Raw genomic sequence first — 22,417 nt, 5'->3', positions numbered from 1 at the left:
GAGAATTGCGCGCTGCGTGCGGTTCGTCAAGGCCCCCCTTGCCGTAACCGCTCACCACCAGGCGAATCCTCGTGGCCCGTGGTGGCACAACGAAGATCACCCTACCCCCCGCCGTCCCGGGGGCAAGGCAGCCGCCGCCGGACCCCCCGTACGCCGAAGAGCGACCACCCGGATGGATGATCGCTCTTCGGTGCTTACGCGTTACACGCCCAGCGGGACGTGTGCCAGGCCCTGGGGGACCCGGAAGGTCTTACTTGACCTCGACGGAGGCGCCGGCGCCCTTGAGGGACTCGGCGGCCTTCTCGGCGGCGTCCTTGGCGACCTTCTCGAGGACGGGCTTCGGGGCGCCGTCGACGAGGTCCTTGGCCTCCTTCAGACCCAGGGAGGTCAGCTCACGCACGACCTTGATGACCTGGATCTTCTTGTCGCCGGCACCGGTGAGGATGACGTCGAACTCGTCCTTCTCGGCCTCGGCCTCGACCGGGGCGGCCGGACCGGCCGGACCGGCGACGGCGACGGCCGCGGCGGCGGTGACGTCGAACTTCTCCTCGAAGGCCTTCACGAACTCGGAGAGCTCGATGAGGGTCATCTCCTCGAACTGCGCGAGCAGGTCTTCCTGGCTGAGCTTCGCCATGATGGCGGTCCTTCCACTAAATCGGCAGGTGCCGGATGTACGGGGTGAGGCGGGCGTACGTCGGGCCCGCATCGACCCTCACCTCATGCGGCGAGGATCGGAAAGCGAGCCGAATTACTCGGCACCGCCCTGCTCGTCCTGCTTGGCACGGAGCGCGTCCACGGTGCGGACGAGCTTCGAGGGAAGCGCCTGGAAGAGCTGAGCAGTCTGGGACTGCTTGCCCTTGAAGGCACCCGCCAGCTTGGAGAGCAGAACCTCGCGGGACTCGAGGTCCGCGAGCTTCTTGATCTCGTCGGCGGACAGCGCCTTGCCGTCAAGGACACCGCCCTTGATGACGAGATTCGGGTTGTCCTTGGCGAAGTCACGAAGACCCTTCGCCGACTCCACCGGGTCACCGGTGACGAAGGCGACTGCCGTCGGACCGTTGAACAGGTCGTCGAGCGTCGAGATCCCGGCCTCGTTGGCCGCAATCTTGGTCAGCGTGTTCTTCACCACGGCGTACTGGGCGTTCTCACCGAGCGAACGGCGCAGCTGCTTGAGCTGGGCCACGGTGAGACCGCGGTACTCGGTCAGCACGGCAGCGCTGGAGTTGCGGAACTGGTCCGTCAACTCGGCAACCGCGGCAGCCTTGTCGGGCCTCGCCATAGAGCCTCGGCCTCCTTCCGGGTGATTCGGACCGCGCGGACCCGAAGGAGGTCTGGAGAAAACGAAACGCCCCGGCGCAGGCGCACGGGGCTTAGCTCAACCGGTTGCTCGCATACTCGGGGCAGCGAACTCCGGGAACTCTTCCACTGTCACCTGCGCGGGTCGTCCGCAGTTCAGCGGATCCTTCGGCCACCGCGAACTCTGACGAGCACACGGCAACGACCTGCGGTCTTTGGCTTCTGTGGAAGAGTACGTGAACGGATCGGCGTCAAGCAAATCGGCCGAGTGGAGGCATCAGGCGCTGAGACCGGCCTCGGAGTCCGCCCCCAGGCCCTCGAGCTCCCCCATCATCTCCATGAGGTCGAACGTGTCCTGCGCCGGCGGCGCCTCGGCCTTGGCCCCGTTCCGGACGCCTCGGCGATGGCGCCGAAGTCCATCTTCAGCACCCTCAGCCCGCGACTCCCGCGACGACGGCCGCGGCCGTCGGACAGACACCCGCGCGCTTCCATGCGGACATGCCCATGAATCCCACCCCTGGTTTTTCCTGTTCGACAGCTGTGACGTCCTCGGAAAGGTAACCCGGCCCTCTGACACTGTCGTACGAGAAAACCCGTCCCCGCGCCTCGGCAGGCGCGGGGACGGGCTGGGGAACTGCACGGGGCCGGTCATCCGGCCCGCCCGGCTCAGACGGCGGCCGGGTCCTCCTCGACGAGGAGGTTGCGGGTGCGGTTCGGGTCGAGCGGGATGCCGGGGCCCATCGTGGTGCTGATGGCGGCCTTCTTGATGTAGCGACCCTTGGCGGCGGACGGCTTCAGGCGGAGGATCTCCTCCAGCGCGGCGCCGTAGTTCTCCACCAGCTGGGTGTCGTCGAAGGACGACTTGCCGATGATGAAGTGCAGGTTCGCGTGCTTGTCGACACGGAACTCGATCTTGCCGCCCTTGATCTCGGTGACGGCCTTGGTGACGTCCGGGGTCACGGTGCCGGTCTTCGGGTTCGGCATCAGACCACGGGGACCGAGCACGCGGCCGAGGCGGCCGACCTTGCCCATGAGGTCCGGGGTGGCGACGACGGCGTCGAAGTCCAGACGGCCCTTCGACACCTCGTCGATCAGCTCGTCGGCGCCGACGATGTCGGCGCCCGCGGCACGCGCGGCCTCGGCACGGTCACCGGTCGCGAAGACCAGGACCCGGGCGGTCTTACCGGTGCCGTGCGGGAGGTTCACGGTGCCACGGACCATCTGGTCGGCCTTGCGCGGGTCGACACCCAGACGGAAGGCGACCTCGACGGTGCCGTCGAACTTGGTCGTGGACGTCTCCTTGGCGAGACGGACGGCCTCGAGCGGGGCGTACAGCTTCTCCCGGTCGATCTTGGCGTCCGCAGCGCGGAGAGACTTGCTGCGCTTGCTCACTGAAAGCTCCTGTGGATTGTCGAGGAGTCGTGGTCCGGGCCGAGCAGGCCCTTCCACACTTCTGCTTGGCTTACGGGGGTGGAGGTCAGCCCTCGACCGTGACGCCCATGGAACGGGCGGTGCCGGCGATGATCTTCTCGGCGGCGTCCAGGTCGTTGGCGTTGAGGTCGGGCATCTTGGTGGTGGCGATCTCACGGACCTGGTCACGCGTGATCTTCGCGACCTTGGTCTTGTGCGGCTCGCCGGAGCCCTTCTCCACGCCCGCGGCCTTGAGGATCATCTTCGCGGCCGGCGGGGTCTTGGTGATGAAGGTGAAGGAACGGTCCTCGTAGACCGTGATCTCCACCGGGATGACCCAACCGCGCTGCGACTCGGTCGCGGCGTTGTAGGCCTTGCAGAACTCCATGATGTTCACGCCGTGCTGACCCAGCGCGGGGCCGACCGGCGGGGCCGGGTTGGCGGCACCGGCCTGGATCTGGAGCTTGATGAGCCCCGTGACCTTCTTCTTCTTGGGAGGCATGGCTCTCCGGGTCCTTTCGATTCGGGTCCTGCCCACGTCATGGGGACAACCCGGACGCAGGCATACCGCACAACGATAACGGGTATAGATGCGCGGCCAAAAACCGCGCAGGTCAGGCGTACGCGCGAGCGTTCGCCTGACCTGCGCGGAAGCTGTGTGCCAGAAGAACTAGTTCTTCTGGATCTGGTCGAAGGAGAGCTCGACCGGCGTCTCGCGGCCGAAGATCTCCACCAGGCCCTTGACCTTCTTGGAGTCGGGGTTGATCTCGTTGATGGTCGCCTGCAGCGTGGCGAACGGGCCGTCGGTGACGGTGACCGAGTCGCCGACCTCGAAGTCCAGCACCTGGACCTCGACCTTGCGCTGCGGAGCCGGCTTGCCCTCGGCCTCGGCGGCCTCACGGGCGGCCTTCTCCTCGGCCTCCGGGGCGAGCATCTTGACGATCTCGTCCAGCGTCAGCGGGTACGGGTCGTAGGCGTTGCCCACGAAGCCGGTGACGCCGGGGGTGTTGCGGACGACGCCCCAGGACTCGTTCGTCAGGTCCATACGGACCAGCACGTAACCAGGGAGCTTGTTCTGCTTGATCGTCTTGCGGTCGCCGTTCTTGATCTGGACGACCTCTTCCTGCGGCACCTCGGCCTGGAAGATGTAGTCCTCGACGTTCAGCGAGACGGCGCGCTGCTCCAGGTTGGTCTTCACCCGGTTCTCGTAGCCGGCGTACGTGTGGATGACGTACCACTCGCCGGGCAGCGTCCGCAGTTCCTCACGGAGCTTCTCGACGGGGTCGCGGTCGTCCTCGGGCTCCTCGGCCACTTCCTCGGCCTCGGCCTCGGCGTCGTCCGGAGCGGTCTCGTCCGCGGCGCTCTCGTCCTCGGAGGTCTCGTCCGCGGAGGTGTCGGCAGCCTCGGCCTCGGCAGGGGCCTCGGTGTCCTCGACGTCCGCGCCCTCGACGGCGGCGAGCGCGTCCTCGGCGGACTCGGCCCCATCGCCGCGAGGCTCAACGGCGTCGTTCACGTTCGGGTCAGACACGGTGGCTGCTTCTTCCTGGATACAGAGGGGTGGAACACGCGAAAGGAGCGCCGAGTCCCTCGGCGCTCTTCGCTCTCGGCTCAGCCGAAGACGTACTTGGCGGCGTGGCTGAGGCCATAGTCGATCAGGGTGACCAGGCCGATCATCAGCACGACGAAGACGATCACGGCGGTCGTGTACGACGTCAGCTGGTTGCGGGTCGGCCAGACAACCTTGCGGAGTTCCGCGACGATCTGGCGGTAGAAGAGAGCGAGGCGCTTCAGCGGACCCTTCTTGGCCCGCTTGCCACCCTTGCGGGTCTTCTTCTGGGAATCCGGCGCTTCGTCCTCGGCATCAGGCATGTCGATGGAGCCCACGGCGTCCGTCACTCGTCCTCACCTGATTCCGGGTCGTGGCCGTGCCGCGCCCGGTCTGAGCCGCACGGCGGTGCATTGCTGTACGTACATGCGCACACATCCTGGCGAAGGTGTGTGTAGCAGGGCCGGAGGGACTTGAACCCCCAACCGCTGGTTTTGGAGACCAGTGCTCTACCAATTGAGCTACGACCCTTTGTGTGTCCCCCAACGTACCGCATCCGACCGGATGCTTGGTGTGCACCGGCTGAGCGCGGGCCGCTGAAGGCCAACGAGGTGAGAGTGTACGTGTTCCGGGCCCGGGCGTCGAACAGAAAGCACCCGTGAAGAGCCGTTCCGGCGGAAGACGGCCGGAACCGTGGCGGAAGATCGACCCGGCCACGGGGCCCCGGCCGGGTCGATCCGGACTGGTGTTCAGTGGTTTGCCCGGTCCTGTTCAGTCTGTGAAACCCCCGTGCCGCGTGGGTTTCCGGTCTGAAACGATGGACCCCATGAGCGCTGCAACCCCTCCCACCGAGCGCCGGGTCTCCGCCCGAGTCGGCGCGATCTCCGAGTCCGCCACTCTCGCCGTGGACGCCAAGGCCAAGGCCCTCAAGGCCGCCGGGCGACCGGTGATCGGCTTCGGCGCCGGTGAGCCCGACTTCCCGACGCCGGACTACATCGTCGAGGCCGCGATCGAGGCCTGCAAGAACCCCAAGTTCCACCGCTACACGCCGGCCGGCGGTCTGCCCGAGCTGAAGGCCGCGATCGCCGCCAAGACGCTGCGCGACTCCGGCTACGAGGTCGACCCCTCCCAGATCCTGGTGACCAACGGCGGCAAGCAGGCCATCTACGAGGCCTTCGCCGCGATCCTCGACCCGGGCGACGAGGTCATCGTGCCGGCGCCGTACTGGACGACGTACCCGGAGTCGATCCGGCTGGCCGGCGGTGTCCCGGTCGATGTCGTGGCCGACGAGTCGACCGGCTACCGCGTGAGCGTGGAGCAGCTGGAGGCGGCCCGCACCGAGAAGACGAAGGTCGTCCTGTTCGTCTCCCCGTCGAACCCGACCGGCGCCGTCTACAGCGAGGCGGAGACCGAGGCGATCGGCCGCTGGGCCGCCGAGCACGGTCTGTGGGTGCTGACGGACGAGATCTACGAGCACCTGGTCTACGGCGACGCCGTGTCCGTGTCCCTGCCCGCCCTCCTGCCCGAGCTGCGCGACAAGTGCATCGTGGTCAACGGTGTCGCGAAGACGTACGCGATGACCGGCTGGCGGGTCGGCTGGATCGTCGGTCCGAAGGACGTGGTGAAGGCCGCGACCAACCTGCAGTCGCACGCCACGTCGAACGTCTCCAACGTCGCCCAGGCGGCCGCGCTCGCCGCCGTCTCCGGCGACCTGGAGGCGGTCACCACGATGCGCGAGGCGTTCGACCGGCGGCGCAGGACCATCGTGCGGATGCTCAACGAGATCGACGGCGTGGTCTGCCCGGAGCCCGAGGGCGCGTTCTACGCCTACCCCTCGGTGAAGGCGCTGATCGGCAAGGAGATCCGGGGCAAGCGACCGCAGGACTCGGTCGAGCTGGCCGCGCTCATCCTGGAGGAGGCCGAGGTCGCCGTGGTGCCCGGTGAGGCGTTCGGCACTCCCGGTTACCTGCGGCTGTCGTACGCGCTGGGCGACGAGGACCTCGTCGAGGGCGTGAGCCGGATCCAGAAGCTGCTCGCGGAGGCGCGGGACTGACGTCGTCCTTCCGCTGCTGGGGCGCCCGGGTTTCCTCCCGGGCGCCCCATTCGTTTGTGCGAGCAAGACCACGAAAGGGGAAAGCGCTACCGGGACGGCCGGGGCATACGGCAGGATCACGGAATGGAGCGTGTACGTGATGTCTCTGAGCTGCCGAAGGCCCATCTCCACCTGCACTTCACCGGGTCCATGCGCCCCGCCACCCTGCTGGAGCTGGCCGACAAGTACGGGGTCCGCCTGCCCGAGGCGCTGACCGACGCGCTGACCGGTGGGGAGTCGCCGAGACTGCGCGCCACGGACGAGCGGGGCTGGTTCCGCTTCCAGCGGCTGTACGACGCGGCCCGCTCGTGTCTGCGGGAGCCCGAGGACATCCAGCGGCTGGTGCGCGAGGCGGCCGAGGAGGATGTGCGGGACGGCTCCGGCTGGCTGGAGATCCAGGTGGACCCGACGTCTTACGCGCCGCGGCTGGGCGGGCTGATCCCGGCGCTGGAGATCATCCTGGACGCGGTGGAGTCGGCGAGGCGGGACACGGGGATCGGGATGCGGGTGCTGGTGGCCGCCAACCGGATGAAGCACCCCCTGGACGCGCGCACGCTGGCCCGGCTTGCGGTGCGCTACGCGGACCGGGGGATCGTCGGGTTCGGGCTCTCCAACGACGAGCGGCGCGGGATGGCCCGCGACTTCGACCGGGCGTTCGCCATCGCCCGGGACGGAGGGCTGCTGTCCGCGCCGCACGGCGGCGAACTGGCGGGGCCGGCCTCGGTCCGTGACTGCCTGGACGACCTGGAGGCGGACCGGATCGGGCACGGCGTGCGGGCGGCGGAGGACCCGCGACTGCTGAAGCGGCTCGCGGACCGGCAGGTGACCTGTGAGGTGTGCCCGGCGTCGAACGTGGCGCTGGGGGTCTACGAGAAGCCCGAGGACGTGCCGCTGCGGACGCTGTTCGAGGCGGGGGTGCCGTTGGCGCTGGGTGCCGACGATCCGCTGCTGTTCGGCTCGCGGCTGGCGGCGCAGTACGAGTTCGCGCGGCTCCACCACGGTTTCACGGACGCGGAACTGGCCGAGCTGGCCCGGCAGTCGGTACGGGGATCGGCGGCACCCGAGGACGTGAAGGCGAAGCTGCTGTCGGGCGTGGACGACTGGCTCGGTGCCCCGGTCGCTTGAAGCGGGCGTAGGGCGGAGGGGCTCGAAGCGGACCATGCCCTCGTGGGGGTGCCCGCCGCCGGGCTGCCGCGTCGGGCCCTGGAGGCCCGACACCAGGGCCGATTGCCCCTTCGCGACGCCCTTCCGGCGCGGCGCGGCCCCCAGCCGGCCGCGTACGCGAGGGACATGGCCGCCTCGGCGAAGACGTCCCGGCTGCCGAAGAGGAAGAACGTGCGGGCGTGGGTGGCGTGCCGCGGCTCGTCCCGGAAGTCCGCGCCCCGAGCGACGGCGCCGGGCGGCGGAGTCCCGTTGCGTGCGCGCCTCGTCGGCGCGGACGGAGAGGGGGGTGCCCGGACCCAGCGAGCGGCGCGGTTCCGGCCACTTGCTGTGAGCTGTGGCGCAGCGGGTGCCGGGGGTGCACGACGCGTGCTCGCGCCGGCCCGTCCGGGGGCGGAACCGGCGCGGTCTCCGGTGCATGGGGTCCACCTCACACACGCGGCATCGCGGGCGCGGGTGCCGGACGGCAACGGAGATTCGGCCGCGGCTCCGGGCCGCGGCTCCGGGCCGCGGCTCCGGGCTCCGGCTCCGGGCTCCGGCTCCGGGCTCCGGCTCCGGGCTCCGGCTCCGGGCTCCGGCTCCGGGCTGCGGCTGCGGGCTCCGGGCTCCGGCTCCGGCCGCTACAGGCTCACGCCCACCGTGACCGGCTCGTTGACCAGCGTGATGCCGAAGGTTTCGCGCACGCCGGCGACGACCTCGCGGGCGAGGGCGAGCAGGTCCTCGGTGGTCGCCTCGCCGCGGTTGGTGAGGGCGAGGGTGTGCTTGGTGGAGATACGGGCCGGACCCTGGCCGTAGCCCTTGGTGAAACCGGCCTTGTCGATCAGCCAGGCCGCGGAGGTCTTGGTGTGGCCCTCCCCCGCGGGGTACGCGGGGGGCTCCGCGCCGTCACCGAGCCGCTCCCGCACGCGCGCCTGGAAGGCCGCGAAGTCCCCGTCCGTGAGGATCGGGTTGGTGAAGAAGGAGCCGGCCGACCAGGTGTCGTGGTCCTCGGGGTCCAGGACCATGCCCTTGCCCGCACGGAGTTTCAGCACCGTCTCGCGGGCCGTGGCCAGCGGTACCCGGTCGCCGGGAGCGACACCGAGGACGCGGGCCGTCTCGGCGTACTTGACCGGACCGGAGAGGCCGCCCGCGTCCTCCAGGCCGAAGCGCACCCGCAGGACGACGTAGCGCTCGGGGTCGGCCTTGAAGCGGCTGTGGCGGTAGGAGAAGCCGCACTCCTCGTTGCTGAGGGTGACCGTCTCGCGGGCCCGGCGGTCGTAGGCGACGACCTCCGTGATGGTGGCGGAGACCTCCTGGCCGTACGCCCCGACGTTCTGGATCGGGGTGGCACCCGCCGAGCCGGGGATGCCGGCCAGGCACTCGACACCGGCCAGACCCGCCTCCACGGTGCGGGCGACGGCGTCGGTCCACACCTCTCCGGCCGCCAGTTCCAGTCGGGTGCCGTCCAGGGTGAAGCCCCGGGTGGCGATGACGAGGGCGGTGCCGTCGAAGCCCTTGTCTCCGATGACCAGGTTCGAGCCGCCGCCGATGATCAACAGGGGCGTACCGCTGTCGTCGGCGTCGCGGACGACAGCGATCACCTCGTCGTCCGTGGTGGCGGTGACCAGCCGGGTCGCGGGGCCGCCCAGCCGGAAGGTGGTCAGCGGGGCGAGAGGGGCGTCGTGGAGTTCCTGCACGGGCTCAAGACTACGAGACGGCACCGACAGCCCCCGCCCTCGGCCGGTGGGCCCCTGCCCGCTCAGCCCAGCCGGACGACCGCCCGCGCCATCCCCAGCACCTTCTGTCCGTCGCTGGTCGCCGTGAGGTCCACGCGGACCGTGTTGTCGTCGAGCTTGGCCGCGACCTTGCCGCTGACCTCGACGGTGGCGCCCCGGTCGTCGTTCGGGACGACGACCGGCCTGGTGAAGCGGACGCCGTACTCGACGACCGCGCCCGGGTCGCCGACCCAGTCGGTCACCACGCGGATCGCCTCGGCCATGGTGAACATGCCGTGCGCGATGACGTCGGGCAGGCCGACCTCCTTGGCGAACTTCTCGTTCCAGTGGATGGGGTTGAAGTCGCCGGAGGCGCCCGCGTACTGGACGAGGGTGGCCCGGGTCACGGGGAACGTCTGCGCGGGCAGCTCGGTGCCGACCTCGACGTCGGCGTAGGAGATCTTCGCCGTCATGGTGTTGCTCACGCCTCCTCGGCCGCGCGGGCCACCAGCTTGGTCCAGGCGGTCACGACGTGTTCGCCGTCCTGGTCGTGCACGTCACCGCGGATGTCCAGCACCTCGTTGCCCGCCATCGACCGGATCTTCTCGATGGTCGAGGTGACGGTGAGCCGGTCACCGGCGCGCACCGGCCGGTCGTAGGCGAACTTCTGGTCGCCGTGCACCACCCGGCTGTAGTCGAGGCCCAGCTGGGGGTCGGCGACGACCTGCCCGGCGGCCTTGAAGGTGATCGCGAACACGAAGGTCGGCGGGGCGATCACATCGGGATGGCCGAGCGCCTTGGCGGCCTCCGCGTCCGTGTACGCCGGGTTGGCGTCCCCCACCGCCTCGGCGAACTCACGGATCTTCTCCCGGCCCACCTCGTAGGGCTCGGTGGGCGGGTAGCTCCGCCCCACGAAGGACTGGTCGAGCGCCATGCGCGCGGCACCTCCTGTGTCTGACTGCGGCCGGCCGGTCCTGGCCCTGGCCGGCCGATGGGGAAACGACACGAGGCCGCCCCCCGAGTGGGGGGACGGCCTCGTGTACGAGCCTGTTTTATCGCGTTTCGCGGTGCGCGGTGTGCGCATTGCAACGCGGGCAGTGCTTCTTCATCTCAAGACGGTCCGGGTTGTTACGCCGGTTCTTCTTGGTGATGTAGTTCCGCTCCTTGCACTCCACGCAGGCCAGCGTGATCTTCGGGCGGACGTCGGTGGCAGCCACGTGAGTGCTCCTTGACGAACGGATTGACTGTATTTACGCAAGAAGAGTAGCCGATCGAAGGACCGACCCCGCAATCGGCTACTGTCTGTAGCGGTGACCGGACTTGAACCGGTGACACAGCGATTATGAGCCGCTTGCTCTACCGACTGAGCTACACCGCTTTGATGCGATCGGGTCCCGCCTCGCGACGGGAACCTCACACACCAGAGCCCCAAAACGGAATCGAACCGTTGACCTTCTCCTTACCATGGAGACGCTCTGCCGACTGAGCTATTGGGGCGAGCGATGAAGACATTACACGGTCCGCCGCCGTTCGCCCAAATCCGTTTCGGACCCCCTGTCACGCCCTGAGACGGACGCCCGCGGCGGACCACGCCGGTACGACTATTGCGCTCATCCCGGCGAGGGGCGGGTGGTCGTCCTAGGCTCGACTCACTCTGCGTGATCTTGTCTCAGCGTGACGTGCGTCCTCGTGCGCAGCCCGAGCCCCAGGAGCGCGATGCCCGACAGCCGGCCGCAGCCACCGCCCCACTCGTGGTCGTCGCCCTCGGGCCCGGCCGATCCGGCCCCGCTCCTCTTGTGCGGGGCGCGACTCACCGACGGCCGGACCGTGGACGTACGGCTTGGCGGCCGGCGCATCGAGGCGGTCGGTACGGCCGGCAGCCTCGCGGCGGACGGCACGCGCGCGTGCGGCACCCGCCGCATCGACCTCAGCGGCTATCTGCTCCTGCCGGCCCCCGCCGAGCCCCACGCCCACGCGGACACTGCCCTGTCCGCCGACGACGGCGGCCCGCCCTCGTACGACCCCCGGGACGTCCAGCGCCGCGCGACCGAGGCGGCCCTGCTCCAGCTCGGGCACGGCGCGACGGCGCTGCGGGCCCATGTGCGCGTGGGCGACGTGGCCGGCCTCGGCGCGCTGACCGCCGTGCTGCGGACGGCGCGTCTGCTGCGCGGGCTGACCGAAATGACGACGGTGGCCATGCCCCGGGTGCTGACCGGGACGGCCGGGGCGGACGGGCTCGCGCTGCTGCGGGACGCGGTGAAGATGGGCGCGACGGCGGTGGGCGGCTGTCCGGATCTCGATCCCGATCCCACGGGATATGTGGAGGCCGTCCTGGAGGTCGCCGCCGAACACGGATGCCCCGTCGACCTGCACACGGACGCCGCCGACCCCACCCGCCTGGCCCGGTTCGCCGCCATGGCGGGCGGGCTGCGGCCGGGGGTGACCCTCGGCCCGTGCGGGGGTCTCGCCCGGTGGCCGGCCGAGGTGGCCGGACGGACCGCGGACCGGCTCGCGGCGGCCGGGGTGACGGTGGTGTGCCTGCCGCAGGGCGGCTGCGGCGCCGCGGACGGCCGGGGCGCGGCGCCGGTACGGCTGTTGCGCTCGGCGGGTGTGCGGGTGACCGCCGGCAGCGGTGCCCTGCGGGACGTGTCCAACCCCGTGGGCCGCGGCGACCCACTGGAGGCGGCCTACCTGCTGGCCTCGTGCCACGGACTCTCCGCCGGGGACGCCTACGCCGCGGTGAGCACGGCGGCGCGGGCGGCCCTGGGGCTCCCCGAGGTGCGCGTGGAGGCGGGTTTCCCGGCCGAACTGCTGGCGGTGCGTGGCGACAGGCTCTCGGAGGCCCTGTCGCCGGCGTACAGCCGTGTCGTGGTGCACGGGGGGCGGGTGGTGGCGCGGACGAGTGCGGTGCGGGAGTACTGCGGTTCGGCGGCGACCGGGGAATTGGGGCTGCCGCGGCAGGGGCGGGCCGAGACGCCGTGAACGCGCCTCGGCGTGGTGCTGGGCGGGGCGCTGTGCGGGGTGGGCGCCGGACCGGGCAGCGGGGCGCTGTGCGGGGCGCGCGGCGTCGTGGGAGTTGTGCGGCGGATGCGGTCGTCCCGGCGTACGGTCGGAGGCATGCGCATTGTCATCGCTGGTGGTCATGGTCAGATCGCGTTGCGGCTGGAGCGACTGCTCGCCGCGCGCGGGGACGAGGCGGCGGGCATCATCCGCAAACCCGAACAGGCCGACGAGCTGCGGCAACTGGGTGCCGAACCGGTCGTGCTCGACCTGGAGTCGGCGTCGGTGGAAGAGGTGGCGGAGCGGCTGGAGGGCGCGGACGCGGCGGTGTTCGCGGCCGGCGCGGGACCGGGCAGCGGGGCGGGCCGCAAGGAGACGGTCGACAAGGCGGCGGCGGTGCTCTTCGCCGACGCGGCCGTCCGGGCGGGCGTACGGCGTTTCGTGGTCGTGTCCTCCATGGGAGCGGACCCGGCGCACGAAGGCGACGAGATCTTCGACGTGTACCTGCGCGCCAAGGGCGAGGCGGACGCGTACGTACGCGGCCAGGACGCCCTGGACTGGACGATCCTGCGGCCCGGTCAGCTCACCAACGACGCCGGCACCGGCCTGGTCCGCCTGGAGGCCCACACGGGCCGCGGCCCCATCCCGCGCGACGACGTGGCCGCCGTGCTGGCGGAACTGGTGGACACCCCCGCGACGGCCGGCCTGACCCTGGAACTGATCAGCGGACCCGCACCGGTGTCGGTGGCCGTGAAGTCGGTGGCCGGCAACTGAGCGGGCCTGCGTCCGGACCGGCGGGCGGGTGCGGGCAACCGGGCCGAACTCCGGTCGGTCCGGCGAGCGGCCGGACCACGCGGCGTCAGAACAGGGGCATCTGCCCGGGGAATTCCGGCACCACGTAGCCGTCCAACGAGGGTTGTTCCGCACCGAGTAGGGCCTGCCTGCGCGACCCCGGGCACGAGGTGAGTTCCCCGCTCCCCCGGGCGCCGGGCGGATCGTGCCGTGCGTACCGCCCGGCGACGACGGCGATCTCTCGACGGCACTCGGGACAGGGGCGGCGACGGGGTGACATGGAGCCAGTGTGCCCCGGGGCCCTTGTTCACGAAACGAAGCGAGCGAAGACATGAAGAGACCCCCTCCGGTCTGCGTTTCCGCAGTCCGGAGGGGGTCTTCCCCAGTGTGGCGGCGCCAGGATTCGAACCTGGGAAGGCTGAGCCACACCGCCGGGGTTGCTGCCCTCGAACCGCCTTTCGGCGGCGCTCCGTGGCAACGACGTAAACAATACCCGATGGACAGGGGTGCTTCGCCACCCGATTGATCGCCACCCGGAGGCCCGGGGGGTGACTAGGCTGGTCCGGATGCGGCCCGGGACCCATCGCGGGCGGGGGCCGCCTCACGTACACCGCGCATCCGGTGCGCAGCCCGACACGCACCCCGATACAAGGAGCCACAGGACATGGCCGACTCCAGTTTCGACATCGTCTCGAAGGTCGAGCGGCAGGAGGTCGACAACGCCCTCAACCAGACCGCCAAGGAGATCTCGCAGCGCTACGACTTCAAGGGCGTGGGTGCCTCGATCTCGTGGTCCGGGGAGAAGATCCTCATGGAGGCGAACTCCGAGGACCGGGTGAAGGCTGTCCTCGACGTCTTCCAGTCCAAGCTGATCAAGCGGGGCATCTCGCTGAAGGCCCTGGACGCGGGCGAGCCCCAGCTCTCGGGCAAGGAGTACAAGATCTTCGCGTCGATCGAGGAGGGCATCTCCCAGGACAACGCGAAGAAGGTGGCGAAGATCATCCGCGATGAGGGCCCGAAGGGCGTGAAGGCCCAGGTGCAGGGCGATGAGCTGCGGGTCAGCTCCAAGAGCCGCGACGATCTCCAGACCGTCATCGCGCTGCTCAAGGGCAAGGATTTCGACTTCGCGCTGCAGTTCGTGAACTACCGCTGACCCGAGCGGCTGACCTGCACTATCGGGAAACGATCTTGGCGGGAGGGCACAACGCGGGCACATCGCCGAGGACCGCCTCCACGGCCGCCCGCGTCGTGTCCTCATCGTCGGGCCACAGATGGGTGTAGATGTCGAGCGTGATCGACGGCTTCGAGTGGCCGAGCCGCCGCTGAACCGTCTTCACGCTCTCCCGGTTCTTGATCAGCGCCGAGGCGTAGAAGTGCCGCAGGTCGTGCATGCTCGCCCCGTCCAGCACCCGGACGAGCGCGGGCTCCTCCCCCTTCGGCCGGCCTCGCTGCACCCAGCTCGCGTAAGCCTCGGCGTACGCCTTGCTGAGGGCCTCGTTCGCCCGCTCCTCCATACGTGACCAGACGTGCGACCAGTTGGCCCGCTTCAGGACGTCGCCCCGCTCAGTGGAGAACAGCATGCGGGCCGTCCTGCGCTTCGGCTTCCGCGGATCGGTCCGGTCCTCGATGTCGACCGAGGCCGCCGGGTACTGCTGCAGGTGCGCGGCGAGCGCGTCGACCGCCAGACCGACCAGGGGCACGGTGCGGTAGCTCTCGTGCGTCTTGGGCTCGCCGAGGTACGGCTCGGGCGTCTCGCCCGGGTCGCCGTCGACGTCCTTGTCCGGCGTGACCAGCTGCTGCCGCACGGCCACCTCGCGCCGCAGGAAGTCGATGCAGTCGACCTCGAGGCCGAACACCTCGCCCTGTCGGAGTCCGGAGGCGACGGCGAGCAGGATCATCGCGCGGTACCGCGGCGGGGCCGCCTCGATCAGCGCGTGGACGGCGTCCTTGTGCAGGGGCACGATCTCCGGGCGCCGGATGTCCGGAAGCTTGATGCCGGCGCACGGGTTGATGGCGATCGTCCGGTCCCGTACGGCGGTGTGCATCACGGAGACCAGGTAGGAGAAGGTGACCCGCAGGGTGGTCGGGGCGAGGGCCTGTGACCGGTCCTTGACCCACGCCTGCACCTCCGACGGCCGGATGGACACGATCGGCCGGTCCCCGAACGTCGGGTAGATGTGCAGCCGCAGCGCCCGCTCGACCCGGGAGGACGTGCCGCCGCGATGGACGGCCGTGGTGCGCCACCGTTCGGCGACCGCGCGGAAGCTCTCCTTGCCGGCCGCCGGGTCGACGTACAGGCCGCGGGCAAGGTCCGCCTCGATCGTCGCCGCCCGGGTGTCGGCCTGGCTGCGCTTGGCGAAGTTCTCCTTCTGCTGCTCGCCGGCCGCGTCGCGCCAACGGACCTGCCAGCGCTTCCCCGTGCCGTGGTCCTTGCTGGGCACCAGGGCGCGGGTCTTGCTGGAGTGCTCGGGGCAGGGATCGGCGCCCTTCTTCGGGCGGGAGAGGTGCCACCGGTCGTAGACGCTAGCCATCGGTGGACTCCGCCTCGTCGATCCAAGCGGAAAGCTCAGCGCTGAGTTCGCGCGTGATGTGTCCTTGGCGAGCCTGACGCTCTTCGATGGGCAGGTCTCCCAGCTGCCGAACGCGTTCGTCGCGCTCCTGCGTGAGGCTGTGCCCCCAGCGGCTTCGAGCGGCCGTAATGACGTCCTGAACAGGCAGGTTCAGGCGCTTCGCCAGTGCTGCGTCCGCTTGCGCCGGCGTGCCGTGCAACGCGGTTCGGACGTCTTCGCTTCCATCGACACGCACCCACGTCTTCTCGCCAACCAACCAGGCCCGGAGCTGATCACGCGTCACCGTAATGGCGTGCTGGGGAAAGTCGGACCGCGGTGTCAGCAACACGTCGCCGTCTCCTGCGAACAGCTCGGGCAACGGCGCATCAAGCACCTCCCCGAGGACGATCAGTGCGCCGAGATCGAGCGTCTCGCGTCGACCGCTCTCTAGATCCGCAATGTGCGCTCGCTTCCAGGTGAGCCCCCGGGAAGAGAGCTGTGCCGCTGCGACGTCCTGAGTCCAGCGCTTGGACTTCCGTAGACCCCGGAGGTTGGCCCCTACGACCGCCCCCACTGTGGGCGGCGGTTGCTCTTCGCGCTCCGTCTCCATGGCCGTCAGAGTCGCACAGTTGCCGTGGGTTCACAACACACACGACTTCTCTCGTGTGGGTTGACACCACGATCGACGCCCCTCACTCTTGAGACACGGTTCGTGGGACGACCCCACGAACGATGATCGCCCGCTGCACTGCGGCTCGGAATGAGGATGATCACGGATGCGATCGACTTCCCCGTCTGAAGCGCGTCGCCCCCTGGCTACGCCTGAGCAGATCGCCGAGTACTGCGGGGTACCGCTCGGCACCGTCTACCAGTGGTCCAGCCGTGGCGGCGGCCCGAAGTTCATCAAGGTCGGCCGGCACCTCCGGGCCCGCTGGTCCGACGTCGAGCAGTGGCTCGACTCCCAGACGATCGCCGCATGAAGGCGGCCCCCAGCAGGTGCGCCAACACCTGTGGTCCGGGGGCCAGAAGCACCAGCCATCCATCCCTGAACAGCCGAACGGCGGCGCGGGCCGTGAACCCGTTGCGCCGCCGTCGAAAGGAGCTTCACGTGAAGCGTACGACCCTTCGTGGACAGGACGCCAGTAGCCCCGCCATCGCCTCCGCCCTGGAGCCGACCGGCCGGCCGCACCCGCTGATCCCCGAGCAGCCCCGCCAGCACCCCGTGCCGAGCACCACCGAGGTCGCCACCGCCCTGATCACCAAGGCCGTCAGCGAACGGCTCACCGGACTCACCACGCACCCGCGGGACATCGCCGAGCAGCTGCACCAGGCCGTGGACGACGCCTCCGCCGAGCACCTCGCCCGGCCGGACGTCGGCGGCTTCCCCATCGAGGAGGCCCGCGGTCACGAGGCGTTCAGCACCGCCGGCTACGCGATCCGGCGGGCGCTGGACCTCTCGGCCAACCCGCGGGAGACCGCCGCCGCGCTGCGGACGATGCTCGACATGCTCGCCCACGAGGCCGGCGCGTGACCGGTCGTACGACGGCCGCCCCCAGTGCCACGGTGCTGGGGGCCCTGGCCGTCGACCCCACGGACGTCGTCGCCCTCTGGGCAGAGGCCCGCTGCCGGTTCCTCGCCGAGGACTTCCCGCCGTACGGATCGCCCGCCTGGCTCGCGCTTCACCCGGACGACCCGCGCCGGTTCGCCGCCGTCATCGACGCCGCCGAGAAGTGGCGGAAGTACGGGGACGAGGAGGGGCTCCTCCAGTGGTTCCGCGAAGCCTCGCAGCCGCGCGAACCGCTCACTTCTCGCCGGACCCGTGCCGAACTGGACGCCGCGTGGCTCCGCGTCCGCGAGCAGGCCGCCGAGATGTGGGCGCGCGAGAGAGACCAGATCAGCAACCAATCCCGGTGGCCGAAGGTCACCGTCCCCGGTCGGGAGAACCGCACTTGACCACGCACCGCCGACCTGGAGAGTGGCCCGCAGGCACTGGCCCGCGGGCCCTCGCCCATGTCCCCAACCAACCGCCCCCACTGGTGCAGGACGAGCCCTTGCACCTTCCGGCGCCGAACAACCCCATGGCCGTGGCTCGGGCGCTACTGCCCGCATGGCAGGACCACGGCACGTACACCCTGAGGCACTGGCGTGGTGCGTGGATGCGGTGGCGTGGCCCGCACTGGGACGAGGACGACGCCGCTGCGATGCGCGCCGATCTGTACCCCCGTGTCGAGCACGCCACGTACACGACGGTGGACCGCAACGGTCAGGAGAAGATCGCCGATTGGGCGCCGACCTCGGCGAAGATCGCCAACCTCCTGGAAGCCATGGCGGCGATCGTGCACCTGCCCGCGGACACGGAACCGCCGGCCTGGCTGGCGGCACCCGACCGCGAGCGGCGCACCGTCGTGGCCTGTGAAAACGGCCTGCTCGACGTCACGACACGCCAACTGCACCCGCTCACCCCGATGTTCTTCAACCGGGTGTCGGTGCCGTTCGGCTACGCGCCCGAGGCGCCCGCCCCGGCCCGGTGGCTCGGTTTCCTGAACTCCATCTGGCCCGACGACCCCGAGGCGATCCAGGCCCTCCAGGAGTGGTTCGGATACGTCATCAGCGGGCGCACCGACCTCCAGAAGATGCTCCTGATCGTCGGCCCGATGCGGTCCGGGAAGGGCACGATCGCGCGCACCCTGACGGCGTTGGTGGGCAAGCGCAACATGTCCGGGCCCACGATGGGCAGCCTGGCCACGAACTTCGGACTGGCGGACCTCATCGACAAGTCCCTGGCTGTCGTCGCTGACGCTCGCCTCCCCCGGCAGGGTGCCGAGACCATCGTGGAACGGTTGCTCACGGTCTCCGGCGAGGACACCGTGACCGTGGACCGGAAGCACCGCGAACCGTGGGTCGGCCGCCTCGGCGCCCGCTTCATGCTGCTGTCCAACGAACTGCCGGCGTTCCGCGACTCCTCCGGCGCCATCGCCTCCCGGCTGCTCATCCTGACCATGACGATCAGCAACCTCGGCCGCGAGGACACGACCCTTGAACGTGACCTCGCCCGGGAGCTGCCCGGCATCCTGAACTGGGCTCTTGACGGCTTGGACCGACTCAACCAGCGGGGCCGTCTCGTCGAACCAGTCTCGTCTGCGGAAGCCGTGGCCCTGCTCGCCGCGAGCACCAGCCCTATCCGGGCATTCCTCGGGGACTGGTGTCAGCTCGACCCCGAGGCCAGCACGCCCAAGGACGAGCTGTACGAGGCGTGGCGGCGCTGGTGCCGTACCGAGGGACGCGACCACCCGGGCACCAAGCCGACATTCAGCCGGGATCTGTTCGCGGCCGGCGTCGGCATCAAGGAAGCCAAGATCCGCATCGGTGGTGTCCGGACGCCGTCGTACCTCGGGGTGCGGCTCGATGCTCCGGCGCCCGGTCCGGGGTGGTCCGGGTGATGGTCCGGGTCCGGTCCGGGCGGGTGGCCTCGGGAAACCACAGGTCATCCCGCCCGGTCCGGGTGGTCCAGGCAGATCGGCGGAACTTTTCCCCCTCAGTACGTGCGTGCGCACGTGGGGGGCTTTCTCAAATCACCCGGACCACCCGGACCACCCGGACCAGCACCCCTCTCACCAGCACAAACATCACGCCGAACGGGTGACAACCACCCGGACCACACCCGGACCACACCCGGACCACCCGTCACATCCGAAGCGGAGCCCCACATGCCGAAGCCCTCCGAGAACCCCGCCCACGTCCGCACCTTCGATCACACCCGGCTCGCCCACCTGCCCGAGTACAACCAGGCCGCCCACGCCCTCAACCAGCTCATCCAGGCGATCACCCGCGAGGACATCGACATGAGCCAGGCCGACTGGCTCACCGCCGTACGCGACATGGCCGCCGCCATCCCCTTCACCGACATGTGCAACAACTGCCGCAACCTCGACGTGCCGGCGGTCCCCGCCAAGACCGAACTCAGCTCTGACGGCTGGCTCGTGGGCGCCTACCAGTGCCACCACTGCGGCTACCGCTGGACCTGCGGATGGTCCACCAGCACCCCCGACTACCTGTGAAAGGGACCGCCATGACCGAACCCACATCCCACGTCGAACAGCAGATACAGGCCCGCATCACCGCCGCACGCATCCGCATCCAGGCCGCGAAGAAGCGCCGCGCCGCCCTCACCGCCGCCCGCCGCCGAGGACTCGCGCACCGCCACGCCCAGAAGCTCCGCAACCAAGCCGCCAGACGCGACACCGAACAGCCCCCCACCACCCCCTGACCGCCGCCGGCATCCGGTTCCGCAGCCCCCGCGCATCACGCGCGCGTGGGAACACCAACACCCCAGCTCAGAGGCACACATGCGACTCCAGCCCGCACAACTCCAGTACAACCACCGTGTGATCACGGAGGCCCGTAAGCGCGGCTTCACTGCCTTCACCCCCGATCGCGAGAACCAGCGCGGTGACGACCCCTCGCTGATCCTGGTCCGCGGCCCCCGCGTGATCATGCTGTGGCTGCGTATGGGCCGCCGTAAGCCGCTCCCGCAGGTAGACCGGAACACGGAGGCCGGCCGCGAGGCGTACGCGTTCTGGCCCGCGGACTGGCCGCTGCTCGTGCGGGTGCTGCTGCGGGAGCCTGATCAGGTCGTGGTGCCCCTCGCGGCCCGCCAGGCGCAGGACGGACCCGACGATGGCGATGCAGCCTGATCCGGGTGTCGCCCGGCTGCTGCGGCCGGACGGCTCCGTCATGGTCCCCCCGTCGGTCGCGAGCGAGGTACTGCGGGCCCTGATGCGCGACCTGCTCGACCGTACGCGGGCCGACGGGGGCGAGCTGTCCCCGGAGGCCCGCCGCGTCCTCCACGCGCTGCACGCCGCCGCCGTCCGCGGTGAACCCCACCCGCCGGCCGGTTCCAGCGGCGGAACCCCCCAGCAGCCGGCCGCCACAGTGGAACTGACCGCGGCCGAGGCCGCACATGCCATGAGGTGCAGCCCCTCGTACGCGCGTCGCCTGGCCCGATCGGGCCGTGTGCGGGCCCGCCGCGCCGGCCCGGTCTGGCTCATCGACAGTGCGTCCCTGGACGCCTACCGAACCGGGAGCACCCCACCATGAAGAAGATCACCGCACCCGCCGGGCCCGTCGTCCACGGCCCGGAGAACACCCTCCACGGACCCGCTGCCCTGTGGTGGGTCAACGGCGAGATCTACACCGACGACGCCGAGGCCATCGCCCGCTTCACCGACCTCGGATATCCCATGGAGGACGTCGCCGAGGCCCCCGCCGACTACCTCACCGCCGTGGAGTGGATGAAGGAGAAGGCCGACCGGGACGGCTACCGCCCGGCGGTGGCCACGCAGGACGCCCTCGACCCCAACCGCCGCAACTACTGACCGGGAGCCCCCTCTCATGAACCTCACCGCCCTTTCCCAGCGCTACCTCGCCACCGCATCCGACGCCCTCGACCACGCCCGGCAGATCACCACCACGGTTCTGCCGCAGGCACAGCAGCAGGTTGCCGAGGCCGCCCGCCTGGCGCAGAACTTCACCGACCCGAACCTCTCCCCGGAGGGGCTGGAGGCCCGCCGGCGGGAACTCGCCCAGCAGGCGCGGCAGCTCGGCGCCACCCTGGCCGACGCGCTCGGACGCGAGGTGCAGCGCGCCGCCTTGGTGGCCCGCGACGCAGCCGACCGGCACACCGCGGCGGGCGACACCAACGAGCAGCTCCTCGCCGAGCTGCGACTGTCCCGCGCGTGGGAGCGGGCGCGCGCCCAGCTCGACGCCGGTGCCGCCCTGTCGGAGGTCATCGAGAGCGCCGACGTCGACACCCTGCGGGCCCTGCGGACCGAGTACCCGGCGTACCTGCGGGCCCAGGACAAGCGCCGCGGCCTGGACCGCGCCCAGGGCGACCAGACGGACCCGACGGCCGCCATACGGGCCGTGGACGAGGCTCTGGTGCCGCTGCTGCCGGGCGAGGCCGGGAAGGCGCTCGCCGCGAAGCTGGCCACGGACAGCGCCCTGACTGCCACCCAGCAGGCCCTGGACGGGATGCGGCTCACCGGATCGGGCTCGGCGTCCCCGCAGAACACCATCGCCGCGGCGTACGCGGCGAACGACGCCGCCCGCGCGACCGCCCCCGCTGCTGCCTGACCCCAGACGCACCCGCGCCCGGCTCCTCCACCACGGGGCCGGGCGCCGTCGTTCCTACGGATTAGACATCCGCTGATCGTGACATCTTCGCAGCGTAGGGGAGGGGTGCTCACGTGGTGGTCACCCGCACGGGTCCCTATCCGGCGTCGTGCGGCTGTCCCACGCAGGTGCCGCGGCCCTGTACGGTCCACACCGCGCCCTCGTCGACGAGTACGGCGATCGCCCGGCGTACCGTCGAACGGGCCAGGCCGTACTCCTGCACCAGACGGTTCTCCGAGGGGATCGGCCGGCCTTCCGCCCAGTCGCCGCGGGCAATGCGCGCCTTCAGGATCTCGGCGAGCTGCCGGTACGGCGTCACCGGGCCCTCGTGGTCGATCTCGGCATCCGGGTCTGTGGCCATGATCCGAAGCTAGGCAGCGGGCCACGTAGCGGCATCTTGGGATGCGTCTCGATACGTATCGAGACAGGGCGAGACAGGGCGATACAAGTAGGGCTACGCTGCGGAAACGACAGACCCCCACGCCGTGCGACCGGCCGGGGGCGTGGCCACCGCTTCAAGGGAGCGACGACATGGCAGAGACTACGCAGTCCGCCCGGAACAGCGACACCCCACCATCGCCGGACGCCCGGCAGCAGGTGCTGGCGGCCATCATCCTGCCGCCCCTGGACGGGCTCGCCGAGGCACAGGTCCGCGGAATGACATGCGTGTGGGACGGCATCGCCCTCACCCCCGCGACCGCCGTCG

The 22,417-nt window shown here is 70.4% G+C and carries 29 protein-coding genes and 4 tRNA genes; 15 read left to right on the top strand and 18 right to left on the bottom strand.

Annotation, left to right across the window (positions count from 1 at the left end):
• Positions 1 to 250: 250 nt before the first annotated feature.
• The 7 genes from rplL to IE178_RS30125 all read right to left on the bottom strand — a co-directional run bounded on the left by rplL (position 251) and on the right by IE178_RS30125 (position 4,783).
• Positions 251 to 634, bottom strand: coding sequence for a 50S ribosomal protein L7/L12 (gene rplL / locus IE178_RS30155; RefSeq protein ID WP_184760987.1), 384 nt, complete (start codon positions 632 to 634; stop codon positions 251 to 253).
• A 114-nt stretch (positions 635 to 748) separates the two neighbouring features.
• On the bottom strand, positions 749 to 1,279 hold the full coding sequence (gene rplJ, locus IE178_RS30150) for a 50S ribosomal protein L10 (RefSeq protein ID WP_184760986.1): 531 nt from the start codon (positions 1,277 to 1,279) through the stop codon (positions 749 to 751).
• Between the two features lie 683 nt (positions 1,280 to 1,962).
• Positions 1,963 to 2,688 carry a 50S ribosomal protein L1 gene (gene rplA, locus IE178_RS30145; protein ID WP_184760985.1) on the bottom strand — a complete coding sequence of 242 codons (726 nt, stop codon included), beginning with the start codon at positions 2,686 to 2,688 and terminating at the stop codon, positions 1,963 to 1,965.
• A gap of 85 nt (positions 2,689 to 2,773) precedes the next feature.
• On the bottom strand, positions 2,774 to 3,208 hold the full coding sequence (gene rplK / locus IE178_RS30140) for a 50S ribosomal protein L11 (protein ID WP_006130605.1): 435 nt from the start codon (positions 3,206 to 3,208) through the stop codon (positions 2,774 to 2,776).
• Between the two features lie 168 nt (positions 3,209 to 3,376).
• A complete protein-coding gene (nusG, locus tag IE178_RS30135) occupies positions 3,377 to 4,234 on the bottom strand; it encodes a transcription termination/antitermination protein NusG (RefSeq protein WP_193514480.1) in 858 nt (285 codons plus the stop codon).
• Positions 4,235 to 4,314: 80 nt separating this feature from the next.
• The gene (gene secE, locus IE178_RS30130; protein WP_184760983.1) at positions 4,315 to 4,602 is read right to left on the bottom strand and encodes a preprotein translocase subunit SecE; all 288 of its coding nucleotides are present in this window, start codon (positions 4,600 to 4,602) and stop codon (positions 4,315 to 4,317) included.
• 108 nt (positions 4,603 to 4,710) lie between these two features.
• Positions 4,711 to 4,783 (bottom strand) — tRNA-Trp (locus IE178_RS30125).
• 295 nt (positions 4,784 to 5,078) lie between these two features.
• Here IE178_RS30125 and IE178_RS30120 point away from each other — a divergent pair.
• Both IE178_RS30120 and IE178_RS30115 read left to right on the top strand, forming a co-directional pair.
• Complete coding sequence (locus IE178_RS30120) at positions 5,079 to 6,305, top strand: pyridoxal phosphate-dependent aminotransferase (protein ID WP_193514479.1); 1,227 nt, start codon at positions 5,079 to 5,081, stop codon at positions 6,303 to 6,305.
• 123 nt (positions 6,306 to 6,428) lie between these two features.
• A complete protein-coding gene (locus IE178_RS30115; RefSeq protein ID WP_184760981.1) occupies positions 6,429 to 7,469 on the top strand; it encodes an adenosine deaminase in 1,041 nt (346 codons plus the stop codon).
• 656 nt (positions 7,470 to 8,125) lie between these two features.
• Here the strand turns inward: IE178_RS30115 and IE178_RS30110 are convergent.
• From IE178_RS30110 to IE178_RS30085, 6 genes are all read right to left on the bottom strand, one after another.
• On the bottom strand, positions 8,126 to 9,181 hold the full coding sequence (locus tag IE178_RS30110) for a UDP-N-acetylmuramate dehydrogenase (protein WP_193514478.1): 1,056 nt from the start codon (positions 9,179 to 9,181) through the stop codon (positions 8,126 to 8,128).
• Between the two features lie 62 nt (positions 9,182 to 9,243).
• Positions 9,244 to 9,672: a MaoC family dehydratase gene (locus IE178_RS30105; RefSeq protein ID WP_193514501.1), complete on the bottom strand. Its 429-nt coding sequence runs from the start codon at positions 9,670 to 9,672 to the stop codon at positions 9,244 to 9,246.
• Positions 9,673 to 9,680: 8 nt separating this feature from the next.
• Positions 9,681 to 10,133: a MaoC family dehydratase N-terminal domain-containing protein gene (locus tag IE178_RS30100; protein ID WP_184760979.1), complete on the bottom strand. Its 453-nt coding sequence runs from the start codon at positions 10,131 to 10,133 to the stop codon at positions 9,681 to 9,683.
• Between the two features lie 118 nt (positions 10,134 to 10,251).
• Positions 10,252 to 10,416 (bottom strand): 50S ribosomal protein L33, encoded by a 165-nt coding sequence (rpmG, locus tag IE178_RS30095; RefSeq protein WP_003948671.1) that lies wholly within the window; start codon positions 10,414 to 10,416, stop codon positions 10,252 to 10,254.
• 88 nt (positions 10,417 to 10,504) lie between these two features.
• Positions 10,505 to 10,577 (bottom strand) — tRNA-Met (locus IE178_RS30090).
• 46 nt (positions 10,578 to 10,623) lie between these two features.
• Positions 10,624 to 10,696 (bottom strand) — tRNA-Thr (locus tag IE178_RS30085).
• Positions 10,697 to 10,915: 219 nt separating this feature from the next.
• Between IE178_RS30085 and IE178_RS30080 the strand changes: the two genes are divergently transcribed.
• Positions 10,916 to 12,181 (top strand): amidohydrolase family protein, encoded by a 1,266-nt coding sequence (locus IE178_RS30080; protein ID WP_193514477.1) that lies wholly within the window; start codon positions 10,916 to 10,918, stop codon positions 12,179 to 12,181.
• Positions 12,182 to 12,316: 135 nt separating this feature from the next.
• The gene (locus IE178_RS30075) at positions 12,317 to 12,973 is read left to right on the top strand and encodes an NAD(P)H-binding protein (protein ID WP_184760977.1); all 657 of its coding nucleotides are present in this window, start codon (positions 12,317 to 12,319) and stop codon (positions 12,971 to 12,973) included.
• 85 nt (positions 12,974 to 13,058) lie between these two features.
• Here the strand turns inward: IE178_RS30075 and IE178_RS36340 are convergent, their stop codons facing one another.
• Together IE178_RS36340 and IE178_RS30070 are read right to left on the bottom strand one after the other, a co-directional pair.
• Positions 13,059 to 13,271, bottom strand: a complete 213-nt coding sequence (locus IE178_RS36340; RefSeq protein ID WP_229875466.1) for a hypothetical protein — start codon at positions 13,269 to 13,271, stop codon at positions 13,059 to 13,061.
• A 108-nt stretch (positions 13,272 to 13,379) separates the two neighbouring features.
• Positions 13,380 to 13,510 (bottom strand) — tRNA-OTHER (locus tag IE178_RS30070).
• 145 nt (positions 13,511 to 13,655) lie between these two features.
• On the opposite strand from IE178_RS30070, the gene IE178_RS30065 reads away from it, so the two are divergent.
• The gene (locus tag IE178_RS30065; protein WP_030823445.1) at positions 13,656 to 14,144 is read left to right on the top strand and encodes a YajQ family cyclic di-GMP-binding protein; all 489 of its coding nucleotides are present in this window, start codon (positions 13,656 to 13,658) and stop codon (positions 14,142 to 14,144) included.
• A 19-nt stretch (positions 14,145 to 14,163) separates the two neighbouring features.
• Here IE178_RS30065 and IE178_RS30060 read toward each other — a convergent pair whose 3' ends face one another.
• Positions 14,164 to 15,522 carry a tyrosine-type recombinase/integrase gene (locus IE178_RS30060; RefSeq protein ID WP_193514476.1) on the bottom strand — a complete coding sequence of 453 codons (1,359 nt, stop codon included), beginning with the start codon at positions 15,520 to 15,522 and terminating at the stop codon, positions 14,164 to 14,166.
• On the bottom strand, positions 15,515 to 16,150 hold the full coding sequence (locus IE178_RS30055) for a helix-turn-helix domain-containing protein (protein ID WP_193514475.1): 636 nt from the start codon (positions 16,148 to 16,150) through the stop codon (positions 15,515 to 15,517). Before IE178_RS30055 ends, IE178_RS30060 begins: the two co-directional genes overlap by 8 nt.
• 166 nt (positions 16,151 to 16,316) lie before the next feature.
• Between IE178_RS30055 and IE178_RS30050 the strand changes: the two genes are divergently transcribed.
• From IE178_RS30050 to IE178_RS30005, 10 genes are all read left to right on the top strand, one after another.
• Positions 16,317 to 16,520 (top strand): helix-turn-helix transcriptional regulator, encoded by a 204-nt coding sequence (locus IE178_RS30050; protein ID WP_085573485.1) that lies wholly within the window; start codon positions 16,317 to 16,319, stop codon positions 16,518 to 16,520.
• 128 nt (positions 16,521 to 16,648) lie between these two features.
• Positions 16,649 to 17,071, top strand: coding sequence for a hypothetical protein (locus IE178_RS30045; protein ID WP_193514474.1), 423 nt, complete (start codon positions 16,649 to 16,651; stop codon positions 17,069 to 17,071).
• Complete coding sequence (locus IE178_RS30040) at positions 17,068 to 17,493, top strand: DUF2742 domain-containing protein (protein ID WP_318280321.1); 426 nt, start codon at positions 17,068 to 17,070, stop codon at positions 17,491 to 17,493. The genes IE178_RS30045 and IE178_RS30040 overlap by 4 nt, the downstream gene beginning before the upstream one ends.
• A gap of 203 nt (positions 17,494 to 17,696) precedes the next feature.
• Positions 17,697 to 18,980 carry a DNA primase family protein gene (locus tag IE178_RS30035; protein WP_193514473.1) on the top strand — a complete coding sequence of 428 codons (1,284 nt, stop codon included), beginning with the start codon at positions 17,697 to 17,699 and terminating at the stop codon, positions 18,978 to 18,980.
• A gap of 267 nt (positions 18,981 to 19,247) precedes the next feature.
• The gene (locus tag IE178_RS30030; RefSeq protein ID WP_193514472.1) at positions 19,248 to 19,598 is read left to right on the top strand and encodes a hypothetical protein; all 351 of its coding nucleotides are present in this window, start codon (positions 19,248 to 19,250) and stop codon (positions 19,596 to 19,598) included.
• An 11-nt stretch (positions 19,599 to 19,609) separates the two neighbouring features.
• Positions 19,610 to 19,807, top strand: coding sequence for a hypothetical protein (locus tag IE178_RS30025; RefSeq protein ID WP_193514471.1), 198 nt, complete (start codon positions 19,610 to 19,612; stop codon positions 19,805 to 19,807).
• Positions 19,808 to 19,886: 79 nt separating this feature from the next.
• Positions 19,887 to 20,234: a hypothetical protein gene (locus IE178_RS30020; RefSeq protein WP_193514470.1), complete on the top strand. Its 348-nt coding sequence runs from the start codon at positions 19,887 to 19,889 to the stop codon at positions 20,232 to 20,234.
• On the top strand, positions 20,218 to 20,637 hold the full coding sequence (locus tag IE178_RS30015) for a helix-turn-helix domain-containing protein (protein WP_318280320.1): 420 nt from the start codon (positions 20,218 to 20,220) through the stop codon (positions 20,635 to 20,637). The genes IE178_RS30020 and IE178_RS30015 overlap by 17 nt, the downstream gene beginning before the upstream one ends.
• Complete coding sequence (locus tag IE178_RS30010; RefSeq protein ID WP_193514469.1) at positions 20,634 to 20,915, top strand: hypothetical protein; 282 nt, start codon at positions 20,634 to 20,636, stop codon at positions 20,913 to 20,915. The genes IE178_RS30015 and IE178_RS30010 overlap by 4 nt, the downstream gene beginning before the upstream one ends.
• A gap of 16 nt (positions 20,916 to 20,931) precedes the next feature.
• Positions 20,932 to 21,672 (top strand): hypothetical protein, encoded by a 741-nt coding sequence (locus tag IE178_RS30005; RefSeq protein WP_193514468.1) that lies wholly within the window; start codon positions 20,932 to 20,934, stop codon positions 21,670 to 21,672.
• Positions 21,673 to 21,808: 136 nt separating this feature from the next.
• Here IE178_RS30005 and IE178_RS30000 read toward each other — a convergent pair whose 3' ends face one another.
• A complete protein-coding gene (locus IE178_RS30000; protein WP_193514467.1) occupies positions 21,809 to 22,072 on the bottom strand; it encodes a GntR family transcriptional regulator in 264 nt (87 codons plus the stop codon).
• Between the last annotated feature and the right edge of the window lie 345 nt (positions 22,073 to 22,417).

Source organism: Streptomyces griseoloalbus (assembly GCA_014650015.1).
GTDB classification, from domain to species: domain Bacteria; phylum Actinomycetota; class Actinomycetes; order Streptomycetales; family Streptomycetaceae; genus Streptomyces; species Streptomyces griseoloalbus.
Note: the sequence above shows the minus strand (reverse complement) of the source record. Positions and strands in the feature narration are given on the sequence as shown.